This is a genomic window from Beijerinckia indica subsp. indica ATCC 9039 (genome assembly GCF_000019845.1).
Classification (GTDB): Bacteria; Pseudomonadota; Alphaproteobacteria; order Rhizobiales; family Beijerinckiaceae; genus Beijerinckia; species Beijerinckia indica.
Map to the genome: position 1 here is coordinate 1329268 of NC_010581.1, position 21129 is coordinate 1350396.

19 protein-coding genes are annotated in these 21129 nt (G+C 57.6%); 16 read left to right on the forward strand and 3 right to left on the reverse strand.

The window, feature by feature from the left end; all coding sequences use genetic code 11:
- Positions 1-4: 4 nt before the first annotated feature.
- On the forward strand, positions 5-2344 hold the full coding sequence (gene hypF, locus BIND_RS05830; protein ID WP_012384147.1) for a carbamoyltransferase HypF: 2340 nt from the start codon (positions 5-7) through the stop codon (positions 2342-2344).
- A gap of 24 nt (positions 2345-2368) precedes the next feature.
- Here the strand turns inward: hypF and BIND_RS05835 are convergent, their stop codons facing one another.
- Complete coding sequence (locus tag BIND_RS05835; RefSeq protein WP_012384148.1) at positions 2369-3496, reverse strand: hypothetical protein; 1128 nt, start codon at positions 3494-3496, stop codon at positions 2369-2371.
- Positions 3497-4067: 571 nt separating this feature from the next.
- On the opposite strand from BIND_RS05835, the gene BIND_RS05840 reads away from it, so the two are divergent.
- The 15 genes from BIND_RS05840 (at position 4068) to hypE (ending at position 17417) form a co-directional block, all read left to right on the forward strand.
- Positions 4068-5144: a hydrogenase small subunit gene (locus BIND_RS05840; protein ID WP_012384149.1), complete on the forward strand. Its 1077-nt coding sequence runs from the start codon at positions 4068-4070 to the stop codon at positions 5142-5144.
- Positions 5144-6961 carry a nickel-dependent hydrogenase large subunit gene (locus BIND_RS05845; RefSeq protein WP_012384150.1) on the forward strand — a complete coding sequence of 606 codons (1818 nt, stop codon included), beginning with the start codon at positions 5144-5146 and terminating at the stop codon, positions 6959-6961. The genes BIND_RS05840 and BIND_RS05845 overlap by 1 nt, the downstream gene beginning before the upstream one ends.
- Positions 6962-6971: 10 nt before the next feature.
- Entirely contained in the window at positions 6972-7736 is a 765-nt protein-coding gene (gene cybH, locus BIND_RS05850; RefSeq protein WP_012384151.1) for a Ni/Fe-hydrogenase, b-type cytochrome subunit, read from the forward strand.
- A gap of 221 nt (positions 7737-7957) precedes the next feature.
- A complete protein-coding gene (locus BIND_RS05855) occupies positions 7958-8614 on the forward strand; it encodes a HyaD/HybD family hydrogenase maturation endopeptidase (protein ID WP_012384152.1) in 657 nt (218 codons plus the stop codon).
- Positions 8615-8620: 6 nt separating this feature from the next.
- The gene (locus BIND_RS05860) at positions 8621-8959 is read left to right on the forward strand and encodes a HypC/HybG/HupF family hydrogenase formation chaperone (RefSeq protein ID WP_012384153.1); all 339 of its coding nucleotides are present in this window, start codon (positions 8621-8623) and stop codon (positions 8957-8959) included.
- Positions 8959-9354 carry a thioredoxin domain-containing protein gene (locus BIND_RS05865; protein WP_012384154.1) on the forward strand — a complete coding sequence of 132 codons (396 nt, stop codon included), beginning with the start codon at positions 8959-8961 and terminating at the stop codon, positions 9352-9354. The genes BIND_RS05860 and BIND_RS05865 overlap by 1 nt, the downstream gene beginning before the upstream one ends.
- A gap of 9 nt (positions 9355-9363) precedes the next feature.
- A complete protein-coding gene (locus tag BIND_RS05870) occupies positions 9364-10251 on the forward strand; it encodes a hydrogenase expression/formation protein (protein WP_012384155.1) in 888 nt (295 codons plus the stop codon).
- Positions 10248-11135: a [NiFe]-hydrogenase assembly chaperone HybE gene (gene hybE / locus BIND_RS05875; protein ID WP_012384156.1), complete on the forward strand. Its 888-nt coding sequence runs from the start codon at positions 10248-10250 to the stop codon at positions 11133-11135. Before BIND_RS05870 ends, hybE begins: the two co-directional genes overlap by 4 nt.
- On the forward strand, positions 11132-12121 hold the full coding sequence (locus tag BIND_RS05880) for a hydrogenase expression/formation protein HupK (RefSeq protein ID WP_012384157.1): 990 nt from the start codon (positions 11132-11134) through the stop codon (positions 12119-12121). Before hybE ends, BIND_RS05880 begins: the two co-directional genes overlap by 4 nt.
- 5 nt (positions 12122-12126) lie before the next feature.
- Positions 12127-12468 (forward strand): hydrogenase maturation nickel metallochaperone HypA, encoded by a 342-nt coding sequence (gene hypA, locus BIND_RS05885; RefSeq protein WP_012384158.1) that lies wholly within the window; start codon positions 12127-12129, stop codon positions 12466-12468.
- Positions 12468-13409, forward strand: coding sequence for a hydrogenase nickel incorporation protein HypB (hypB, locus tag BIND_RS05890; RefSeq protein WP_012384159.1), 942 nt, complete (start codon positions 12468-12470; stop codon positions 13407-13409). Before hypA ends, hypB begins: the two co-directional genes overlap by 1 nt.
- A gap of 6 nt (positions 13410-13415) precedes the next feature.
- Positions 13416-14906, forward strand: coding sequence for a sigma-54-dependent transcriptional regulator (locus tag BIND_RS05895; protein ID WP_012384160.1), 1491 nt, complete (start codon positions 13416-13418; stop codon positions 14904-14906).
- A gap of 11 nt (positions 14907-14917) precedes the next feature.
- Complete coding sequence (locus BIND_RS05900; protein ID WP_012384161.1) at positions 14918-15232, forward strand: HypC/HybG/HupF family hydrogenase formation chaperone; 315 nt, start codon at positions 14918-14920, stop codon at positions 15230-15232.
- An 8-nt stretch (positions 15233-15240) separates the two neighbouring features.
- On the forward strand, positions 15241-16362 hold the full coding sequence (gene hypD, locus BIND_RS05905) for a hydrogenase formation protein HypD (protein ID WP_012384162.1): 1122 nt from the start codon (positions 15241-15243) through the stop codon (positions 16360-16362).
- The gene (gene hypE, locus BIND_RS05910) at positions 16359-17417 is read left to right on the forward strand and encodes a hydrogenase expression/formation protein HypE (RefSeq protein ID WP_012384163.1); all 1059 of its coding nucleotides are present in this window, start codon (positions 16359-16361) and stop codon (positions 17415-17417) included. The genes hypD and hypE overlap by 4 nt, the downstream gene beginning before the upstream one ends.
- A gap of 71 nt (positions 17418-17488) precedes the next feature.
- Here hypE and BIND_RS05915 read toward each other — a convergent pair whose 3' ends face one another.
- Both BIND_RS05915 and BIND_RS05920 read right to left on the reverse strand, forming a co-directional pair.
- The gene (locus BIND_RS05915; RefSeq protein ID WP_012384164.1) at positions 17489-18595 is read right to left on the reverse strand and encodes an alkaline phosphatase family protein; all 1107 of its coding nucleotides are present in this window, start codon (positions 18593-18595) and stop codon (positions 17489-17491) included.
- A 136-nt stretch (positions 18596-18731) separates the two neighbouring features.
- A complete protein-coding gene (locus BIND_RS05920; protein ID WP_158304361.1) occupies positions 18732-21002 on the reverse strand; it encodes a TonB-dependent receptor in 2271 nt (756 codons plus the stop codon).
- Positions 21003-21129 lie beyond the last annotated feature (127 nt).

Sequence of the window (21129 nt, forward strand, 5' to 3'; positions counted from 1 at the left end):
TCTGATGGAGACAATTGAGACCGAAATTTTATCTGTCACGGGATTGGTGCAGGGGGTTGGTTTTCGCCCCTTCGTCTGGCGTCTCGCGCAAAGGCTTGGCCTTTCCGGTACAGTCCGTAACTGCGGCAATGCGGTTGAAATTGTGGTTTGCGGGCCGCTCGACAAGCGCGATGCTTTGGCTGAAGCGCTGCGCGTGGAAGCTCCGCCCCGCGCACGCGTTGAGGGCGTGACGCGGATCCAAGGTTCTCCCTCGAACTATATGGATTTCTCCATCGCTCCGAGCGGACCCGGCGAGGTAACGGCTGGGATTGTTCCTGATCTTGCGACATGTCCTGCCTGTTGTGCCGAAATCTTTGATCCAGGGGCCCGGCGTTATCATTATGCCTTCACCAATTGCACGGATTGTGGCCCCCGTTTTTCCATTCTTTCTGGCCTGCCTTATGATCGTGCGCATACGACCATGGCGTCTTTCTCGCTTTGTCTTGCGTGCCGTGCTGACTATGAGAATCCCGCCGACCGCCGTTTTCATGCCGAGCCCATTGCTTGTCCTGATTGTGGCCCGCGTCTGCATTTTGTCGGAGGCGACGGCCAAGATTATGTTGGTAATCAGGCTTTCGAGGTGGCTCTTGCCCTGTTGCGGTGTGGCGGTATTCTCGCGCTGAAAGGGATCGGCGGTTATCACCTTGCCTGCGATGCCACGCGGGAGGATAGCGTGCAGCTTTTGCGCGCGCGCAAGCATCGCCCGACCAAGCCGCTGGCTGTGATGATGCGTGATCTCGCCACCGCCGCCCGCTATTGTGCGCTGACGCAGGAAGAAAGGCAGGCTCTCGTTGATCCTTCTGCGCCCATCGTCCTGGTGAACCGGCAGGACGATAGCTCTCTCGCGCCTTCTCTTGCACCTTCTCTTTCTCCCGGCCTCGATCGGCTGGGCGTCCTGCTTCCCTATACGCCTTTGCATCATCTGTTGCTGGACGCCCTGGCTTTTCCGCTCGTCATGAGCAGTGGCAATCGCTCTGGAGCCCCGCAGGTTTTCGAGGATGATGTGGCCTTGCGCGATCTGGCGGAGATTGCCGATGGCTGGCTGATGCATGACCGGCCCATCGCGCGCCGCCTTGATGATAGCGTTGTCATGGTGAGTGCGGGGGCAAAGCGTGTCCTGCGGCGTGGGCGCGGTCTCGCTCCAGAACCCTTTCTACTCGCGGAAGATTTTTTGAAGGCGCCGCCCATTTTGGCCCTGGGCGCTGATCTCAAATCAGCATTCTGCCTGATCCAAGGCGGGCGCGCTTTGCTGTCGCATCATCTTGGTGATTTCAACGATCCTGACAGCGCAGCCACGATGGATGCGGCGATCACAGACTATAGCGCCCTGTTTACGCATCGGCTGGCGGCGATCGCGATCGATCTGCATCCAGATTATCGCTCAGCCGATCTTGGGCGCAGACTGGCGCATGATCGTTCCTTGCCCTTGATCGCGGTTCAGCATCACCATGCTCATGTCGCCGCCGTCATGGCGGATCATGGTCTGCCGCGAAGCGCCGGGCCAGTGATCGGCATCGTGCTCGATGGTTTGGGCTTCGGCGACGATGGCACGATCTGGGGAGCGGAAATACTGCTCTGTGATTATGCGCGAAGCCGCCGGCTCGCCCGTCTGCGCCCCGCGCCCATGCCGGGCAGTGATCGCGCCAGCCTTGAGCCGTGGCGCAATCTCCTCGCTTCGTTGGATGCCGCTTTCGGTCCCCAGGAAAGTATGAGCCGCCTGCACGCCGCCGGGCGAGGTCCAGTGCTGGCAGATCGCAAAATCTCGGCCTTGCGCGCGATGATCAAGGCTGGTTTCAATGCGCCGCTCGCCAGCTCCGCAGGGCGATTGTTCGATGCCATGGCGGCCTTGCTGGGCGTCGCGCCGGAAATACAGACTTTCGAAGCCGAAGCGGCGATGACTCTGGAAGCACTCGCGCGTCAAGCTTCGGGCGAAGCCTCAAACCTTCCCTTCCTTGTCACTGAGGTCGATGGCCTTAAGGAAATCGATCCCGAGCCGATGTGGGCTGCCGCCTTGCATCGGCTTGGAGCGGGTGAGGCGCCTTTGATGATCGCAGCGGGTTTTCATGCCGGTCTCGCGGCCATTTTTGCGCAAGTGGCTGTGGACGAGGCGCGACGGCAGGGGATCGGGCAGATCGTTCTGGCCGGCGGGGTCATGCAGAATGCATTGTTATTCGAGGCGCTAACAGCCCATGTGAGAGCCGCAGGCCTTGGCGTCCTGGCTCCGCTTCGCGCTCCCGCCAATGATGGCGGCCTTGCTCTTGGGCAGGCGGTGATCGCCTCCATCCGACTAATGGAGGCAGATTAAACGGCAACGCGTGTCCGCGCGGTTTCAAAGATCTTTCTCATAGATCCTATGGATCTTGCCGACCTCGCCGCCGATCATTTCGATCATGCGGCGCATCGGGCGATTGTCCTCGAGCACCCAGCCGCATTCGACCTGTTCGAGCTTGGTCGCCTTCCCGCGTTTACGGATCTCTTCGAGGAAGGCGAGCATGACTGCGCCACCTGTAGCCTTGCGATGCAGCGCGCGGCGCATCCCGAACAAGGTGGTTCTCGAGGTTTTGAATGTGTGATGGCGCACACGGTCGATGAGCTTGAGAAAATTGAAAGGCAATAATTTTCCGTCGAAATTTTCGACGAGTTCATAAAGATTGAACAGGATCATCCCGAAGGCTTGTGGCTTGCCGTCGAGCTCGATCACATAGCCGCCTTCCGGCGGGATGATATGTTTCAATGCCGTCGCATGTGCCATCAATTCTTCGAGTGTCAGGGGCACAAAACCCCAATTCTCGGCCCAGGCGTCGTTGAAAATATCGACGAAGATCGCGATCTCGGATTTGATGTTTTTGGCGTCGAGGGCGCGAATACGCAGCCTGTCGCGCCAGTCGGGATGATCGCTCACACTTTTGTCAATATCGGCGAGCGACTGCGTTTCATAACAATAAGAAACCAGATCCTTCGCCTTTGTGTAATTCCGAGCTTCGACGAGGGTCTGAAGGTAGGACGGGTGCCAGGGCACCATGAAGGTCGGTGTCAGCTCGAAGCCTTTGATCAAAAGGCCGCATTCACCATTGATCGAAGGTGAGAAGGGTCCATGCACTTTGGTCATGCCGCGTTGCCGCAGCCAGTTTTCCGCAGTCGTGAGCAGAGCATCGACAACGGCTTGGTCCTGGATAGCATCGAGACAGCCGAACTGTCCGCGCGAGGCTTGCCGGGGCGTAAAGTTCTCATGATAGACATGCGCGTAAATGCGTCCGACCCATTGGCCGTCCCGCCGTGCGAGCCAGCTTTGCGACTCGACCAGCTTGAAATGGGGATTGAACCGTTTTCCGTAGAGCGTCCAGCGTTCCACATCGAGTGGCGCGGCGTAACCCGGCATATTCTTATAGAGAAGCCGTGGCAGCCGACAAAATGTCAAGAAGCGCGACAACCCCGCAACGGGAACGATTTCGATCATACCCAAAACCTCAAAAACGCGCTTCCGCGTTAGGATAAATTTGGCGCATTTATAAAGACTTATAGCATCATTCATAGGTCCGATTAACGAGCGGGGCTATAAGCACCGTTTCCGCACAGCGGCAGACGGTTTCCTGGCGCGCCTCCTTGATAGGGAGGGCTATTGATCGGGAAAGTCCCACCTTATACAAACGGTCATAATAAATGACCGTTTGACCATTCTTGAATTTTCGCTCTCGCTTTGAAAAAAAGCGAAAATTCAAGAAAGGAACCAAAGGTCGTTCTTTACGACCTTTGGTATTATTAGAGAAGTCAGCTCGTTTCCGCCAGGGCCCTGGTTACGCACTTTCCACTTTGCGGTCGGATTGTCTTTCGCCTTGGCGCGTCTGCATGAACAAATTGCCATTAAATAATTGGAAATACATAATAATTTTATATGGCATGATCGTTGATCATCTTATTCACTCCGGATCTCGATATTGTGCGGTCGGATGGGCGACGGTTGAACCGACAGCAGTCGGGTCGGCCACGGCCTGTCAGGATCTGTGTTTTTGGAAAGGGGAGCGCCATCAATGGCTGCGCTCGAAACGTTCTATGAGGTGATGCGCAGACAGGGCATCACGCGCCGGTCTTTCATCAAATATTGTTCTCTGACAGCGGCGGCCCTGGGTTTGGGTCCCGATTATATTCCGCAAATCGCCCATGCGATGGAAACGAAACCGCGCACGCCGGTTTTGTGGCTGCATGGCTTGGAATGCACCTGCTGTTCAGAAAGCTTCATCCGTTCCGCGCATCCGCTCGTCAAGGATGTCGTCCTGTCGATGATTTCACTCGATTATGATGACACGCTGATGGCGTCGGCCGGTCATCAGGCGGAAGCCATTCTCGATGAAGTCACCGAGAAATATAAAGGCAATTACATTCTTGCCGTCGAAGGCAATCCGCCACTGAATGAAGACGGCATGTATTGCATCATCGGTGGTCGTCCCTTCGTGGAACAATTGCGCCGCGTCGCCAAGGACGCGAAGGCGATCATTTCCTGGGGCTCTTGCGCCTCCTATGGCTGTGTCCAGGCGGCGGCTCCCAATCCGACGCAGGCAACGCCGGTGCATAAAGTCGTTCTCGACAAGCCCATCATAAAAGTGCCGGGCTGTCCGCCGATTGCTGAAGTCATGACCGGTGTCATCACTTATATGCTGACCTTCGATCGGATACCGGAGCTCGATCGGCAGGGCCGGCCGAAAATGTTCTACTCACAGCGCATCCATGACAAATGCTATCGCCGGCCGCATTTCGATGCCGGGCAATATGTCGAGGCCTTTGACGATGAAGGCGCGCGCAAGGGACATTGCCTCTACAAGGTCGGCTGCAAGGGACCAACGACCTATAATGCCTGTTCCACCACGCGTTGGAATGATGGCGTATCCTTTCCGATTCAGTCCGGCCATGGTTGTATCGGTTGCTCCGAGGATGGTTTCTGGGACAAGGGTTCCTGGTATGCCCGTCTGAAGGATGTCAGCGGGTTCGGCATCGAGGCGAGCGCCGATCGTATCGGCTTGACCGCCGCCGCCGCCGTCGGCACGGGTCTCGCGGTCCATGCAGCCATCAGCGCCTTGCAGCGCGCGCGTTACAAAGGGGATGACGTTTAATGAATGTGCAGACGCCGAACGGGTTTACCCTGGACAATTCCGGCAGGCGCATTGTCGTCGATCCCTTGACCCGCATCGAAGGCCATATGCGGTGCGAGGTCAATGTGGATGCGGATAATATCATCCGCAATGCCGTTTCGACTGGTACGATGTGGCGCGGCCTGGAAGTCATTTTGAAGGGCCGCGATCCGCGTGATGCCTGGGCTTTCGTGGAGCGGATCTGTGGCGTGTGCACCGGTTGCCATGCCTTGGCTTCCGTCCGCGCCGTCGAGGATGCGCTGGATATCCGTATTCCCTATAATGCATTCCTGATCCGCCAGATCATGTCCAAAGTTTTGGCCTGGCATGATCATGTCGTGCATTTCTACCATTTGCATGCGCTCGACTGGGTTAATCCCGTCAATGCCTTGAAGGCTGATCCGCGCGCGACTTCGGCATTGCAACAGGCGGTTTCGCCCAATCATCCGCTTTCCTCGCCCGGTTATTTCCGCGACGTGCAGAACCGGCTGAAGAAATTCGTCGAAAGCGGGCAACTCGGCATTTTCAAGAATGGCTATTGGGACAGCAAGGCCTATCTCTTGCCGCCCGAAGCTGATCTGATGGCCGTGACCCATTATCTGGAAGCGCTCGATTTCCAGAAGGAAATCGTCAAGATCCATACGATCTTCGGGGGCAAGAATCCGCATCCGAACTATCTCGTCGGCGGTGTGCCTTGCGCTATCAATATGGAAGGCGATATGGCGGCCGGTGCGCCGCTGAACATGGAACGCTTGAATTTCGTCAAACAGAAGATTGATGAAGCTTTCGAATTTTCCAAGAATGTGTATGTGCCGGATGTCATCGCCATCGCCAGTTTCTACAAGGGCTGGCTCTATGGCGGCGGCCTCTCTGCGACCAATGTTCTGGATTATGGTGATTATCCGACTTCGCAGGAGGATAAATCCACTGACCGTCTGCCTGGTGGCGTGATCCTCGGCGGCAATTGGGATGAAATCCATCCGGTTGATGCGCGTGATCCAGAGCAGGTGCAGGAATTTGTCACCCATAGCTGGTACACTTACGGCGGTGGCCGCGAAAATGTCGGCTTGCATCCCTGGGATGGTGTGACGGACTCTCATTTCGAACTTGGTGCTGGCACCAAGGGCACTCGCACCAACATTCAGGAAATCGACGAAAACGCGAAATATTCCTGGGTCAAATCACCTCGCTGGCGTGGCAATGCCTGTGAAGTCGGCCCGCTTTCGCGTTACATTATCGCCTACGCCAAGAATGTTCCCTATGTGAAGGCGCAGGTCGATGACGCGTTGAGCCAGTTCAACCATCTGGCTGGCACCAATCTGACCGCGCGTCAGGCGTTGCCGACTACAATCGGCCGCACGCTCGCCCGCGCGCTCGAGGCGCATTATTGCGCGCAAATGATGATCGACGATTATGATGCGCTGATCGCCAATATCCGCAATGGCGATCTTGCGACCGCCAATGTCGCCAAATGGGACCCTTCAACCTGGCCGAAGGAAGCCAAGGGCGTTGGCCTCGTAGCGGCACCGCGCGGTGGGCTGGGGCATTGGATCAAGATCCGCGATGGCCGGATCGAGAATTATCAATGCGTCGTGCCTTCCACCTGGAACAGTGGGCCGCGTGATGCCAAGGGCAATATTGGTGCTTTCGAAGCGTCGCTGCTTGGCACTCCGATGGTCAATCCGGAACAGCCCGTGGAAATCCTGCGGACGCTGCATTCCTTTGACCCTTGCATGGCTTGTGCGACCCATGTGATGGCGCCGGACGGCGAAGAACTCGCCCGTGTCACAATCCGCTGAGGAAATCACGATGGCTGCATTAAAACCGGCGCGCATTCTCCATGATGACGATCTCGCCGGCACCAATCTGGAAGGATTGAAGGCGGCGCCTTTGCGGGCGCGGCGGCTCACGGCCGTCTATGTCTATGAAGCGCCTGTGCGGTTGTGGCATTGGATCAATGCCGCCTCGATCGTTGTCCTGGCGATTACCGGCTATCTGATCGGCTCGCCGCCTTCGACCTTGGCGGGGGAGGCCTCGGCCCATTTCCAGATGGGCTGGATCCGCTATCTGCATTTCGCGGCGGCCTGGATCTTTGCGGTTGGCTTTACCGGCCGGGTGATCTGGGCCTTTTTCGGCAATGTCTATTCCCGCGAATTGTTCTACATCCCGTTCTGGAGCCTCGCTTATTGGCGTGAGCTCTTTGATGAGATGCTTGTCTATGCCTTCATCAAGAAACATGCGCGGAAAGTGGTCGGGCATAATGCGCTGGCGCGCTTCTCGCTGTTTTTCTGTTTTACACTGGCGGGTCTGTTCATGCTCGCCACAGGCTTTGCGCTTTATTCCGACGGGACTGGGATTGATAGCTGGGAAGGCCGGCTGTTTGGCTGGATCATGCCTTTGTTGGGCGGCAATCTCGCGACACATTTCTGGCATCACATCGGAATGTGGGTGATCCTGCTCTTCATCATGTTTCACGTCTACACTGTCACACGGGAGGATATTACCTCCCGCCAGACTCTGATTTCCGCCATGATTAACGGATATCGTAGCTTTCGTGATGATGCTCGTGATTAACGGAGCCTCACTGGAAAGAAGCTTTCCAATTTTTTCGCACCCTGTATAGTTTTATTTCAAATTTTGCGCGCTCCAGCCTTTTGCCTGGGGCGCGTTTTGCTTTGTCTGGAAAGCATCTAACCAGATTTGCTTCGGTCTGGCATGAATCTTGACCTTTGTTGTGGATCTATTCCCCAGAAATAATCGGATGACGCCTTCTTCCGGCTGGAATCGACCTTTCCATGAATACAGAACCGCTAACAGGAGACGAACAGAACGAGGCCACGATCCTCGTTCTGGGCATTGGCAATATTCTTTGGGCCGATGAGGGATTTGGTGTCCGTGTCGTGGAATATCTGGCGGAGAATTACACCTTCCCGGCCAAAGTGCGGCTGATGGATGGCGGTACGCAGGGGCTGTTTCTTCTCTCCTATCTCGAAAATCTGGAGGGACTGGTGATCGTCGATGCGATCGATTTCGGCCTGCCGCCCGCGACGCTGCATGAAGTGCAGGGTGACGATGTGCCGGCGACCATCGGCGCACGGAAAATGAGCCTGCATCAGACCGGCTTTCAAGAAGTGTTGGCGCTCTTGGATTTGCGTGGCTGCGCGCCTCGTCGCCTGTCGCTGATCGGCGTGCAGCCGGTCACCCTGGACGATTATGGCGGTGGCCTGACGCCGGAGGTTGCGGCGCAGGTGGAACCCGTCGCGCGACGTGTCTTGGAGTGCTTGCGCGACGATTATGGGCTTGAGACCCTGAGCAAGACGGTCGAACCGAGTCAAGGCGAGCGTTTCATGGCTCCGGCTGTGGCGCGGACGCCTTACGAAACGGAGCGGCCGGATGCCGAGATGGCGTGTCGCCACGGCGATGACAGGCTGCTCGCGCGGTTGAAGGGCTGAGAGCGTATGTGCATTGGCATTCCCATGCGGATCGTCAGCTTGGCGGGTGAAACCGCGCTCTGCGTCGCGGAAGGGCGGGAAGAGCAAGTGGATCTCGCCTTGCTGTCCGAGGCGAAGGTCGGGGAGGACGTTCTGGTCTTTCTCGGTCTTGCCCGCCGTGTGCTCGACCCCGAAGAGGCGGCGCAGATCCGAGCGGCGCTCGGGGCCCTGGCGGCGCTTTCTCCCGCTTCTGGCGAGGCGACGGTGGATCTCTTGCAGGATGGTTTCGCCGATCTCATGGACCGGGAGCCGCAATTGCCGCCCCATCTTGAGGCGGCCCGCGCCGCCGGCCTGGAGGAAGGTTGATGTCGATTTTAGAGACTTATCCCCTGGTGCGCCGATTGGTGGAAGAGCATCGCATGCCCCTGGTGGAAACAGACTTGCCGCCCGCTGGCTTGAGGCTCCTGTTTTTGCCGAGCCATGAACGCCAGCATCTGGAAACACCTGATATTGCAGCCGTTCTGCCTGATTTATTGCAAGTCTGCCGGAAGCTGCTGCCGGAAGGGGTCAATATCGAAGGGGCTGTCGCCGGATCGGCGCTCGAGGCGCGTCTTGGTGCCGCTATCGATGGCCTCAGTCTGCCGGCTTTGATCGTGATGGATGGCCAAACGCCGATTGGTGTCATCGCCCGGATGCGCGACTGGGCCGATTATCTGGCCCGTTTCAAAGCTATTCTCGCGCCGCTCGCTGTTGCCCATTGAGGTTTTTTGATGCCTGCTCCCTTCACCATGCCTCCCATCGGTTTCGGTCCGGGCTCGCAGCCGCAGACGGACGAGGATGGGCTGCAATATCTCGCCATGCCTTCCGGCGTGACGACTTATTCTCCTCATCTGCCGGAAATCGTTGATCCCTTGGCAGCGCGTCAGGCCATCGCCTTTCTTGGCGAATTACGCGAGGCTGCCACGCAATGGACGCAGGGTCATTCCAACATTCATAAATTGGAGACGCTCGACGCGGCTTGCCGTCTGATGGTGAATGACGCGCTCGGCGAAGGCGAAGTCTCGGTCTTGCTCGAGGATCCTACCGGGCGGATCGAAGTCCAGGAAACCGTCTTTGCCGGCCTCTGGTGCCTGCGGGCCTTGCCGGCCTCGGACACGGAATCCCTGCGCGAGCAAGTCGAGATCGCGGCTTTCCCGCGCTCGGTCCTCTCCCGCGCCTTTCCGGCTGCTCGCACGATGGATCTTGCGGCGTTGACGCCGCCTTCGGGCATCGTGAATGCGCCAGCGATCCTCACGGAATTACTTGAGCACAGCGCTGCCTGGCGCCCCGGTGCTGTGTCGCATAGTATCAATCTCACATTGCTGCCGCATACACCGGAAGATCTCGCCTTCATCGATCATGTGCTGGGGCAGGGGCGTGTGACAATCCTCTCGCGCGGCTATGGCAATTGCCGGATCGAGGCGACAGCGACACCGCATGTCTGGCGGGTCCGTTATTACAACTCGATGGATACATTGATCCTCGATATGATCGAGGTTGTCGATGTGCCCGAGGTCGCCTGCGCCGCGCCGGAAGATATCCAGGACTCCGCTCAGCGTCTCGCGGAGATTTGTGAAGCGCTCGAGCAGGAGGCCGCTCAAGCCGGGTCTGCGCCATGAGCGGAACGAATAGCAGCGCCTTGCAAAGGTTTGAAGGGTCTTATCTTGGCGACGCCAGCCGCTTGCCGGCGGATGCTGTGCTCGAATGCAAGATCTGCTGGCATGTCTATGATCCGGCGCAGGGCTGTGAGACATGGCAAGTGCCGCCGGGGACCGCCTTCAAGGATCTGCCCGATCATTGGCGCTGCCCGGTCTGTGATGGTGCGCGTGACCAATTCATGGTGGTCTCGGCCGGCAGGGCCCCTGCCGATCCTCTGGCACTGGAAACAGACGCAGAAGCAATCGATCCCATAATGGCATTGCTGCGGGACTGGCCGGCTCGGATGGAAGCCCTGTTTCGCGAAATCCATGCGGGGCAGATGCGTGGCCTGCCGTTCCTCAACGATGCTCTCGGTATCAAGGCCGTGGGGTTTCGCGCCCATGAGGGGCAGATGCTGGGTGTCTTGATCACGCCCTGGTTCATGAATCTCGTTCTCGCGCCGGGACCTCACGAGGATTGGTCGGTGCTGACATCCGGCGGCAAGGAATTGATTGCCTTCCCCTCCGGTGTCTATGAATTCACTTTCGTCAATCGCCAAGGCCCGAGTGGAAAAGGTTCAAGCGGAAACGGTCAAACGGGAAACAGCAAAGCCGGGTTGGAACTGACGCCTTATAAAGCCTGTTCGCTCTTCTCGCCCATGTCCGATTTCACGACCATGCCGCAGGCGATCGAGACAGCCGAGGCGGTTCTGACGGCTTTGTTTGATGCCTCTTTGTGCCCTCCACGCAAGGAAGCGTCCGAGCCGGAGCCAGTGGCAAAAGAAGAGAAGGAGCCTTTCAGGCCTGATCGGCGTAGCCTGTTGTTTGGACCACGCGCCGGTGATCATGGCGACGAGACACGATGATCGGGTCACTTTCTCTCGCTTATGGAACAAGCGATAGGCTTTGGCGTATCGAGCTGACGCGAGCGGCTGATCCAGCGCGTCTCTGTCTTGGCTTGAGGCCGGATGAAGCCGTTCAGCGTGTTTCGACTTTGTTCAGCCTGTGCGGCGCCGCCCATGCGGAAGCTGCTTCCGTCGCCCTGGGCCTTGCCGAACCCCGTGTTGCTCTCTCCGATGCGATGCGTCGGGAAATTCTGCGCGATCATGCCATGGCTCTGTTGCTGGACCTTCCGCCTCATCTCGGCTTGCCACCGGCCCGCGATCAGCTTGTCGCGCTTTTGCGGGCTGATAGGGGAGGCGGCGACCCAAGTGCCATGCGGCAGGCATTGACCGGAACCGCGGCCGATATGAGCGCCTTCAACGAGCAAGACTTAGACGACTGGTTGGAGCAGGCGCGTGACCCAAACGCGCCGATCGTGACGCGGGTCCTCTCCTGGATCCGCGACGAAATCGCGCCTGAATGGGGGCGGACCATTCTGCCATCGGTCGGCACAGCCGATATAGAGACGGCTTTGGTACCCGATTGCCAGCCGGAGCCGCGTGAGGCGACGATCCTCGCAGATCACGCGGAAAGTCCGTTGCTTGACCTTGTGCTGCGCCGCGAGGGACGGAGTTTGTTCGCGCGGGTCCTGGCGCGTTTGCTGGATCTCTTGGTCTGCCTTGATCCCGAAGGCACGGCAGGGGGAACGCCACCGATGCCGCGTCCGATGGGTGGTTGTATCGGTCTGGCGCGCGCGGCGCGCGGCATTCTAGTCCATCAAGCGGAAGTGGTGAGGGGGCGGATCACCGCTTATAGGATCCTGTCGCCGACCTTCTGGAATGTCATGCCGGGAGGGCTCCTCGCATCCATGCTTGCAACCTTGCCGACCGGGCCGCTACAAAGGCCCCTGGCGAGGCTGGTGCTCACCTCGATTAATCCTTGTGTCCCAGTCACCTTGGCCGAGGCTTGAGAGAGATGCATGAACTTTCCCTTTGCGAAAGCGTGATCGAGACGATCATGGACAATGTGCGGACTCATCATTTCAGTCAGGTGCGGCGGGTACGGCTGACAGTCGGGCGTTTCGCGGGTGTTGAGACCGAGGCTTTGCGCTTTAGTTTTGATGTCGTGGCGCGTGGCACGCTGGTCGAAGGTGCCGAGCTTGAGCTTCTGGAAGAGCCCGGCGCCGCCTGGTGCTTCGATTGCAGCGAGACCGTGCCTTTAATGGATCGCCTGGACCCATGCCCGCGTTGCGGTGGAACTCGCCTGCATCCGACCGCGGGCACGGATGTCATGATCAAGGATTTGGAGGTCATCTGATGTGCACGACTTGCGGCTGTGGCACCGGCGAGGTCAGGATCGAGGGCGAAGCCGGTCATCATCATGACCACGATCATGACCATCATGCTCATCACCATCATGGCCATACACATGATCATTCTCATGATCATGATCATGCGCCTCCAGAATCTCATGATCACACCCATGCCGATGGGGCCCTGGATTATGGCGCGGGCCCGGCGCGTTCGCATGCTCCAGGCCTCTCCCAGGCGCGGATGATCGAGATCGAGCAAGGCATACTCTCGAAGAATGATGGTCTCGCCGCGGGAAATCGCGCGCGGCTGCGCCAGGATGGTGTTTTGGCGCTCAACCTTCTAGCGGGACCGGGCGCAGGTAAGACTACATTGCTGGTCGAAACTTTGCGGCGCCTTAAAAGCCAGATCCCGGCGGCGGTGATCGAGGGTGATCAGCAGACCAGCCATGATGCCGAGCGAATCCGGGCAACCGGCGCGCCGGCCATTCAAGTCAATACCGGCAAGGGGTGCCATCTCGATGCCCATATGGTCGGCCATGCCATGGCGCATTTGCCCCTGAATATGGGTTCGGTGCTGTTTGTCGAGAATGTCGGCAATCTCGTTTGCCCGGCTGCCTTCGATCTCGGCGAGCGGCGGCGCGTCACCTTGCTCTCGGTCACCGAGGGGGAAGATAAACCGCTCAAATATCCGGATATTTTCGAAGGCGCGGATCTGGTACTTCTGACCAAAATCGATCTCCTGCCGCATCTCGATCTGGACCTTGCCGCATTGCGGGCCAATGTCGCGCGGATTGCGCCTAAAGCCCAGGTGATCGCGCTTTCTACGCGCTCGGGTGAAGGCATGGAGGACTGGCTTGGCTGGTTGCGGGCGGAGCGACAGGCTTTTCTCGCGGAATTGGCTGGTGAGGCCGAGGCACGCGCAGCGCTGCTACGGGCGGCGGAATAGGTTCTGATGAACGATCTTCCACCCATATTGGTCGTGGACGATGAACCACGCTCGGTGGAAGTGATGGCCCGTGTCCTGCGCGAGGAATTCGACGTGCATGTCGCGAACGGCGCGGAAGCGGCGCTCGCGGTCCTGAATGCGCATTGGATTCAGGCGATCTTTTGCGATCAGCGCATGCCCGGCATGACAGGCGTGAAGCTTCTGGCGGATGTTCGCCAGCGCTGGCCCGATATCGTGCGGATTATCGTTACCGGCTACACCGACCCGGACGATATGATCGAAGCCATCAACGAGGCTGGCATTTATCAATATATCACCAAGCCCTGGCATCCGGATCAGCTTCTGCTCGCCGCGCGCAATGCCACGCAGCTTTTCGCGATGCAGCGCGAGCATGATCGTTTGTCGCTCGAATTGCGTCTTGCCCGGCCGGCTGTGGAAAAACGCCTGGTGCGTGAACGGGCGCTCGTGCGCGAAACCTATCATTTCGAAGCTCTCGTTCGCACGCAGGGCAGCCCCCTGAACGAGACTTGTCACCAAGCGGCGAAAGCGGCCACGTTCGATATTCCTGTGCTAATCCAGGGTGAGACAGGAACCGGCAAGGAACTGCTGGCCCGCGCCATTCATTATGCGAGTCAAAGGGCTAGCGGGCCATTTTTGGCCGTCAATTGCGGGGCGATTCCGGATACGCTTCTCGAATCTGAATTGTTTGGCCATAAAAAGGGTTCGTTCACGGGGGCTCATGCCAATCGGCGCGGCCTGCTCGAGGAAGCGGATGGTGGCACTTTGCTGCTCGACGAGATCGGCGATATTTCTCCGGCCTTTCAAGTCAAGCTCTTGCGTTTTCTGCAAGAGGGAGAAATCCGCGCGGTCGGTGCCAATGAATCGCGCCGCGCCGATGTCCGTATCCTTTCGGCCACGCATCGCGACCTGCGCGAGGAAGTGAGGGCCGGACGTTTCCGCGAAGATCTCTATTTTCGCCTCGCCGCTATGGCGCTGACCATGCCGCCCTTGCGTAAACGGCCGGGGGATGTACGCGTCTTGGCTGATCATCTTTTGGATACATTGTCGGCGCGCCACGGACGGCGTGTCCATGGGTTTACAGCGGAAGCCATGACCTGCCTGATGGATTATGACTGGCCCGGCAATGTGCGGGAATTGCAGAATGAAGTTTTGCGGATGCTGGTGCTGACAGAGGGCGATTTACTCGGCGCTGATCTCCTGTCGCCTGGCGTTCTACATCGTGTGGCGGGGGCACGCGCGAGTGGTCATGCCGATGGGGAAGCCATGGAAAGCCCGACGCTTTCCACACCCGAGAGCGGCCCCTTGCAGGAGAGGATCGAGCGGATCGAAGCTCAGATCCTGATGGAGACGATCGTGCGTTGCCGTTGGAACAAGAGCCGCGCGGCCAAGGAACTCGGCCTTTCCCGCGTTGGTTTGCGGGCCAAGCTCGAACGCTATGGCATAGCACCGGACGCAGGTCGCGAGACGATACAATAGAGGGCGGACCAATGTGTTTGGGAATTCCGGGACGGATCTCTGCCATTCTTGACGAGGCGAACAGCCTGGTTGAGGTGGATGTTGCAGGTGTCAAGCGGAGCGTTGATGCCGTCTGTGTTGCTGAGGTGGATGTGCCTTTGTCCGATCTCATTGGGACTTGGGTGCTGATCCATGTCGGTTTTGCCATGAGCCGGATCGACGAAGCGGAAGCTCTCGAAACGTTGCGCATACTTGCCGAGATCGGGGAACTGGACGGCGAACTTGCGGCCATGCGGGATTCGCAAGAGGCGCGAAATTCACATGAGGCGATGGAGATACAAGGGTGAGCGGCACAATGCGCTTCATCGATGAATTTCGCGACCCGGCCCTGGCCGAAAAGCTGTTTACTGAGATCGCGCAAACCGCCAAGCGGATCGGAGCCGTGCGAGAGCGGCCCGTGACGATCATGGAAGTCTGCGGTGGGCATACGCATACAATCTTTCGTTATGCGCTTGAATCCCGCATGCCGGACAATGTTCAGTTCGCGCATGGTCCGGGCTGTCCTGTCTGTGTCCTGCCACGGGGAAGGGTTGACGACGCCATTACCATAGCGCGGCGTCCGGAAGTCATCTTCACGACCTTCGGTGATGCCATGCGTGTGCCGGGCGCTGAGGGAAGCCTGATTCAGGCCCGTGCTGCGGGCGCCGATGTGCGCATGGTTTATTCTCCGCTCGATGCCTTGGCCCTCGCCGTGGCCAATCCCGATCGGGAGGTGGTGTTTTTTGCGCTTGGCTTCGAGACCACGACACCCTCAACGGCGCTGACCGTGCTGCGCGCAGCACGGTCAGGCGTCCGCAATTTCTCGCTTCTGTGCCATCACATCACCATCATTCCAACGCTGCGGGCCTTGTTGGAACAACCGGATTTTCCGATCGATGGATTCATCGGACCAGGCCATGTCTCGATGGTGATCGGCACCAAGCCGTTTCACTTCATTCCAGAAGAATTTGGCCTGCCCTTGGTCGTGGCCGGATTCGAACCCCTGGATGTCCTGCAATCTCTGCTGATGGTTCTGCGCCAGATCGAGATGGGGCGTGCCTGCGTGGAAAACCAATATTCACGCGTCGTTCCTCCCGATGGCAATAAGGCTGCCATGGCGGCTGTGGCACAGGTCTATGAGACGCGGCCGCAATGCGAATGGCGGGGGCTTGGCACCATTGCGGAATCAGGCGTGCGTTTGGCTGAGCCTTGGGCGGCCTTCGACGCGGAACGGCGTTTCGAGCCGGCCGCGCGTCATACGCCCGATCCCGAAGGGTGCCGCTGCAACGAAGTGCTCGTCGGCCGCATTCGTCCGTGGGATTGCGCGGCTTTCGGCACGACCTGCCGGCCTGACGCGCCTCTTGGCGCCCTCATGGTGTCATCCGAGGGAGCCTGCGCGGCTTACTACCAATATCAAGGAATGAAGGGGGCCGCATGAGCGGCGAGGAGCCGATTTCCGGCATTGGTCCTGGCGGCCGGATCACTTTGGCGCATGGAGGTGGCGGCACCGCGATGCGCGATTTGATCGAACGCGTCTTTGTCGCCACCTTCCACCCCGAAGGGACGCCACCGCTGGAAGATCAGGCGCGTTTCGATCTCGCTGCCTTTGCCGCCCATGGCGATCGGCTGGCTTTTACCACCGACGGTTTCGTGGTCGAGCCGCTGGAATTTCCCGGCGGTGATATCGGCAAGCTTGCTGTATGCGGTACCGTGAATGATCTTGCCGTGGGCGGCGCGCGGCCCGTGGCCCTTTCTGCTGGTTTCATCATTGAGGAAGGTCTGGAACTGGAGCGTCTGCGCCGGATCGTGACCTCCATGGCGATGGAGGCCGCGCGCGCGCAGGTTCCGATTGTCACTGGTGATACCAAAGTCGTCCCGCGCGGCGCTTGTGACGGCCTGTTCATTACCACCACAGGCATTGGCGTCATAAGGCCGGATTATCAGATCAGCATTGCCGGCGCGCGGCCGGGTGATGTGATCCTGATCAATGGGTCTCTGGGCGACCATGGCGCGGCGATTCTCTGCGCGCGCGGTGATCTCGCGCTTGACGTCACGATTAAAAGTGATTGCGCGCCTTTGCATGATCTCGCAGCGGCTTTGCTCCAGGCGGTGCCGCAGGTGCGTGCCATGCGGGATGCCACGCGTGGCGGTTTGGCTGGGGTGCTGACGGAATTGGCCGAGGCGAGCCGTGTCGCTATCGGGGTGGATGAAGCGGCTCTGCCGGTCAGATCCGAAGTCGCCGGCGTCTGCGAGATTTTGGGCCTCGATCCGCTTTATCTCGCCAATGAAGGGAAATTGGTGGCCGTGGTCGCGCCGGAACATGCGGAAGCGGCATTGGAGGCGATGCGCGCGCATCCCTTGGGTGTGGATGCGGCGATCATTGGAAAGGTCGCGGCAGAAGGTCGGCCCGGCACCGTGACATTGATCAATCGTTTCGGTGGACGCCGCGCGGTCACGATGCCGTCCGGCGAACAACTCCCGCGTATCTGCTGAACGACGAATTTGGATCTCATCGTTCGGATGGGGCGGCCCGCAAATGGAAGCGTTCGCGGGCCGCTTTTATTTTATTTGGTCGCGTGATGCTCAGAGACACCGAACAGTTTGACGAGAGGAAGAACGCCCTTGTCGGTCTCGGCGGCATGTTCGAGGTGCTCATGGATGCCGAAAGCGTCTTCGATGGTCCGCAGCAGTGAATAATGATTATGCGGCGTGTCATCCTCGATCCCTTGCGGGCCGTGGTTCGTAATGACCACCGTCGGGATATGTCCACCACCGAAATTGGAAATGGCTTCGGGGGTCACGCCACAGCAGCCGCTGCTATCCTTGCCCGAACCTTCATCGAAAGTGACGACGATGGCGACATTTTCGGGGGAGTTCCAAGCCGGAATGGAGCGAAGCTTCTGGACGAGATCGTTCAAATGCGTATCGCCACGCTTGATCAGATCGCCCAGATTCTTGCCTTCGCAATCGGCCGGAATGCCCTCACCATGCATGCCATGCATATCATTGCATTGATTGGGGACAATCAAGGCGAAGTTCGGCAGGGTTCCAGCCTTGATATCCGCTTCCAGCCGATCGAAACCGACAAGATGTTCGGCCCTTTGCGGGTCCTTCTGCGCGGATTCGAAATTGACAAAGCCGGAATGTTTCGCCGCATAGAAGGCGGCTTTTTGATTGGAAGACTCCGGGTCGCTGGCGGTGATGGCGAGCGAGCCGGGCTCGGGCAGGTTTTCGTAATAGCCCTTCCAGGTCAGGCCGGCCGCCTGCAATTGCGTGCCGATATGCGGCTTGTTGACCGTGTGGTTGACATAATCGGGCTTAGACGAGCTCTTGCAATGAATATCCTCTTTGCCGGGGACACAATACCAAGCATCATCATCATGAATGCCGAACGTGTCGCCGCCGACCAAGGCGATATAATTTTCCTCGCTTGGATGCGCCTCACCGTAGAACTTCGTCGCATTACCATAGTTCTTGGCGAATGCGTTAAAATTGGGCGCACTGTCAGAACCGAGGATCTGATTGGCGTCCTTGTTTTCCTCGACAATGACGAAAATATGCTTGTAACGCGGAATTTGTTTATCTGCGTCAGTCCAATCGGTCGCGGCGTATGCATAAGGAACGGCGCTGAGCAGTAACGCCGTGGCTCCAGCGAAGGAACGCAAAGACATGATATGGGGACTCCCTTGGAATATGAGTGTGTATTGATATGGATACGAATGATGCAATCATATCCATGTCGTAATCATCGATGTGATCAAGTCCGCAAATACGTCCATGATTCAAAGCTGTTTGTAAGCTGAAGTTTCAGAAATCCATGGACAGAGAAACATAAGCGGTGCGCGATGGAATGTAGAAATAAGTCGAATTATAGGGGTCGAGCTGGCCGTTTGACAGGAGTGTGATGCTGTTACTGGTCGCCTGCCGGCTATCGAAAATATTGGCGATGCCGAATTGAACCTTTGCGCTATGGATGCCGGGTATGTTGAACATCTTCCAGCCGAAGGCCACATCGGTCGTCGTCCAGGGGGCTACCTTGTTGTAATTGTTGGTGAGGCTCTGACCCGTTCCCGTAAACATCGAGCCGTTGAAATGCGAGATGAATGACCCAAAGAAGCCTTCATTATTATCGTAAATGAGACCGGCCGAGGCAAGATAACGTGGCGTGCTTGGGCTTGTTAAACCGGTCGAGATCATCCTGCCATCGTTGAGACTGCCACTGCCGAAGATCGCCAAACCATTACCAAAGGCGTAGGTGATCTGACCTTCGATACCTTTACGGATGACACCGCCAATATTGGTATAATATTGATTGATGCCACTACCGACGGAAACAACCTGATTAGAGAAGTCGATATAATAGACATCGACATCGGCAGTTATATTATCTGATTTGTACACATAGCCCAATTGATAATTCATCGTTTGTTGGGGTTTGAAATTGTTACCTTGCGGCTGGGATACCTGCAGATAGCTGAGGTTGGGGGCAAGGAAGCCTTGTGCAATCTGCATATAAGCAGCGGAATTCTCGTTGAATCGATAATTCAAGGAGACCAGGGCGAGGTCGGCATTATAGGTTCCCGAAGCGTAGGCCGGGGGACCACCGCTTACACTATTAACCGGTCCTGAGAGATGACGAATATAGGTGATATGCTTATAGCCAGGCGTAATCGCAAGCCCTTCCACCGGGCGCCATTCATATTCCAGGGACGGCTGGAAATTATCGGTTTGCGAGTAGACATTATAAGCATAGGCCGTGGGTGGGACGGCACCAAGCTGCGTAAAGGTTTGGCCTGTGTTCCAAACCATATTCGGTCGCCACTGATGTTCCCAGGCATGTTCATACCATAAGCCGGCCCGCATGGTGCCTGACGCGATACCAGCGTTGAAATCCTTCGCGACGCTCAGAATGTTACCGACGGTACGGAAATCATAGAGTTTTAATGTGCCAGGGACGCCGTTCGGATTGTTGTATGTACCACCGCTTGCGAGGGGGAATTTGACGCCAATGCCTGCGGATCCATCCGGATTATTACCGGCGAGATTCTTGGCTTGTGGCTGATAATCGTGAAAGGCGACGGAATAGACCTTGTCGTCAATGGTGATGTCATTCACCACGGACTTGATTCCGATATATTCCAGATCGGTCTCGCGCTTCGCGAAATTATAGCTGTAGAAATTCTGAGTGTTTGGATTATTGTTGAGACCACCAAAACCCTTACCGTAAAGAGCGGTTTGGACGGGTGATATGCTTGTGGCGCTAAAGTTGAAACTATCCGTATAAGTCGCAAGCGCTGTTACTGTAGTGGAGTCACCGAGCGGCTGCTCAATCTTGGCGAGGAAACTGGTCTGATCAGTGTTTCCATATTGGAGAGCACCAGCCGTTTGGGAATGGGAGAAATCCAGAAGCGCGCGCGTTCCAGTTGGGTTCGTGACGCCAGTGCGGACCTCGCCCGCGGTCGTCCACGAACTGAACGAACCATAAGAACCTTGGACCCTGCCACCGAATTCGTCGGTCACAAGCTTCGAATTGAGTGCGATCGTGCCGCCGAATGTGGCATAGCCGATTGTGCTGGCGAGACCGGGACCGCGGTCGACGGCCACCTGACCGAGAAAGAAGCCGGGAAAATAGGCGCCAGTATGATGGGAGAAATCTGAAGGATCAGCGAAGGGAATGCCATCAAAGGTAATATTGAATTGGCCATCGCCGAAGCCGCGAATGCTTAGCCCGTTCTCACCCCCACCCAATGGTCCGTTTGGCTGACGTGTGGCGACGCCGGGTGTGTACTGCACGATCGAGGAAAAATCGGCTGTCGGTACCAGAACGTCCTGGATGAATTTATCGCTGACCACAGCGCGGGGTTGAATCGAATTGAGCGGTGCTTGCGAGGGAGCCAGTGCTGGGGCGCTGCCGGGGGCTGCCGAAAAGCCGATGCCGTTTCCTTGTCCACCTCTGGTGGAGACCGCCGTCACATCCACCGAACCGATTTCCGTGGGATCTGCGTGAGCGATTTTGGGCACTAAGCAAAGGATGATTTCGACTGCCGCCGTACTCAAGAGAAGATGGCGGAAAGCCATCTTTTGAATGTTCTTAAACCCAGACATGATACAACTTTATCCCCACACACAGGCATTTTGCGTTCAAACATGGGCTTTGCCATAAACGCGAGGTCGTAATAGTTTCATGACAGCGCTTGTAAATCGC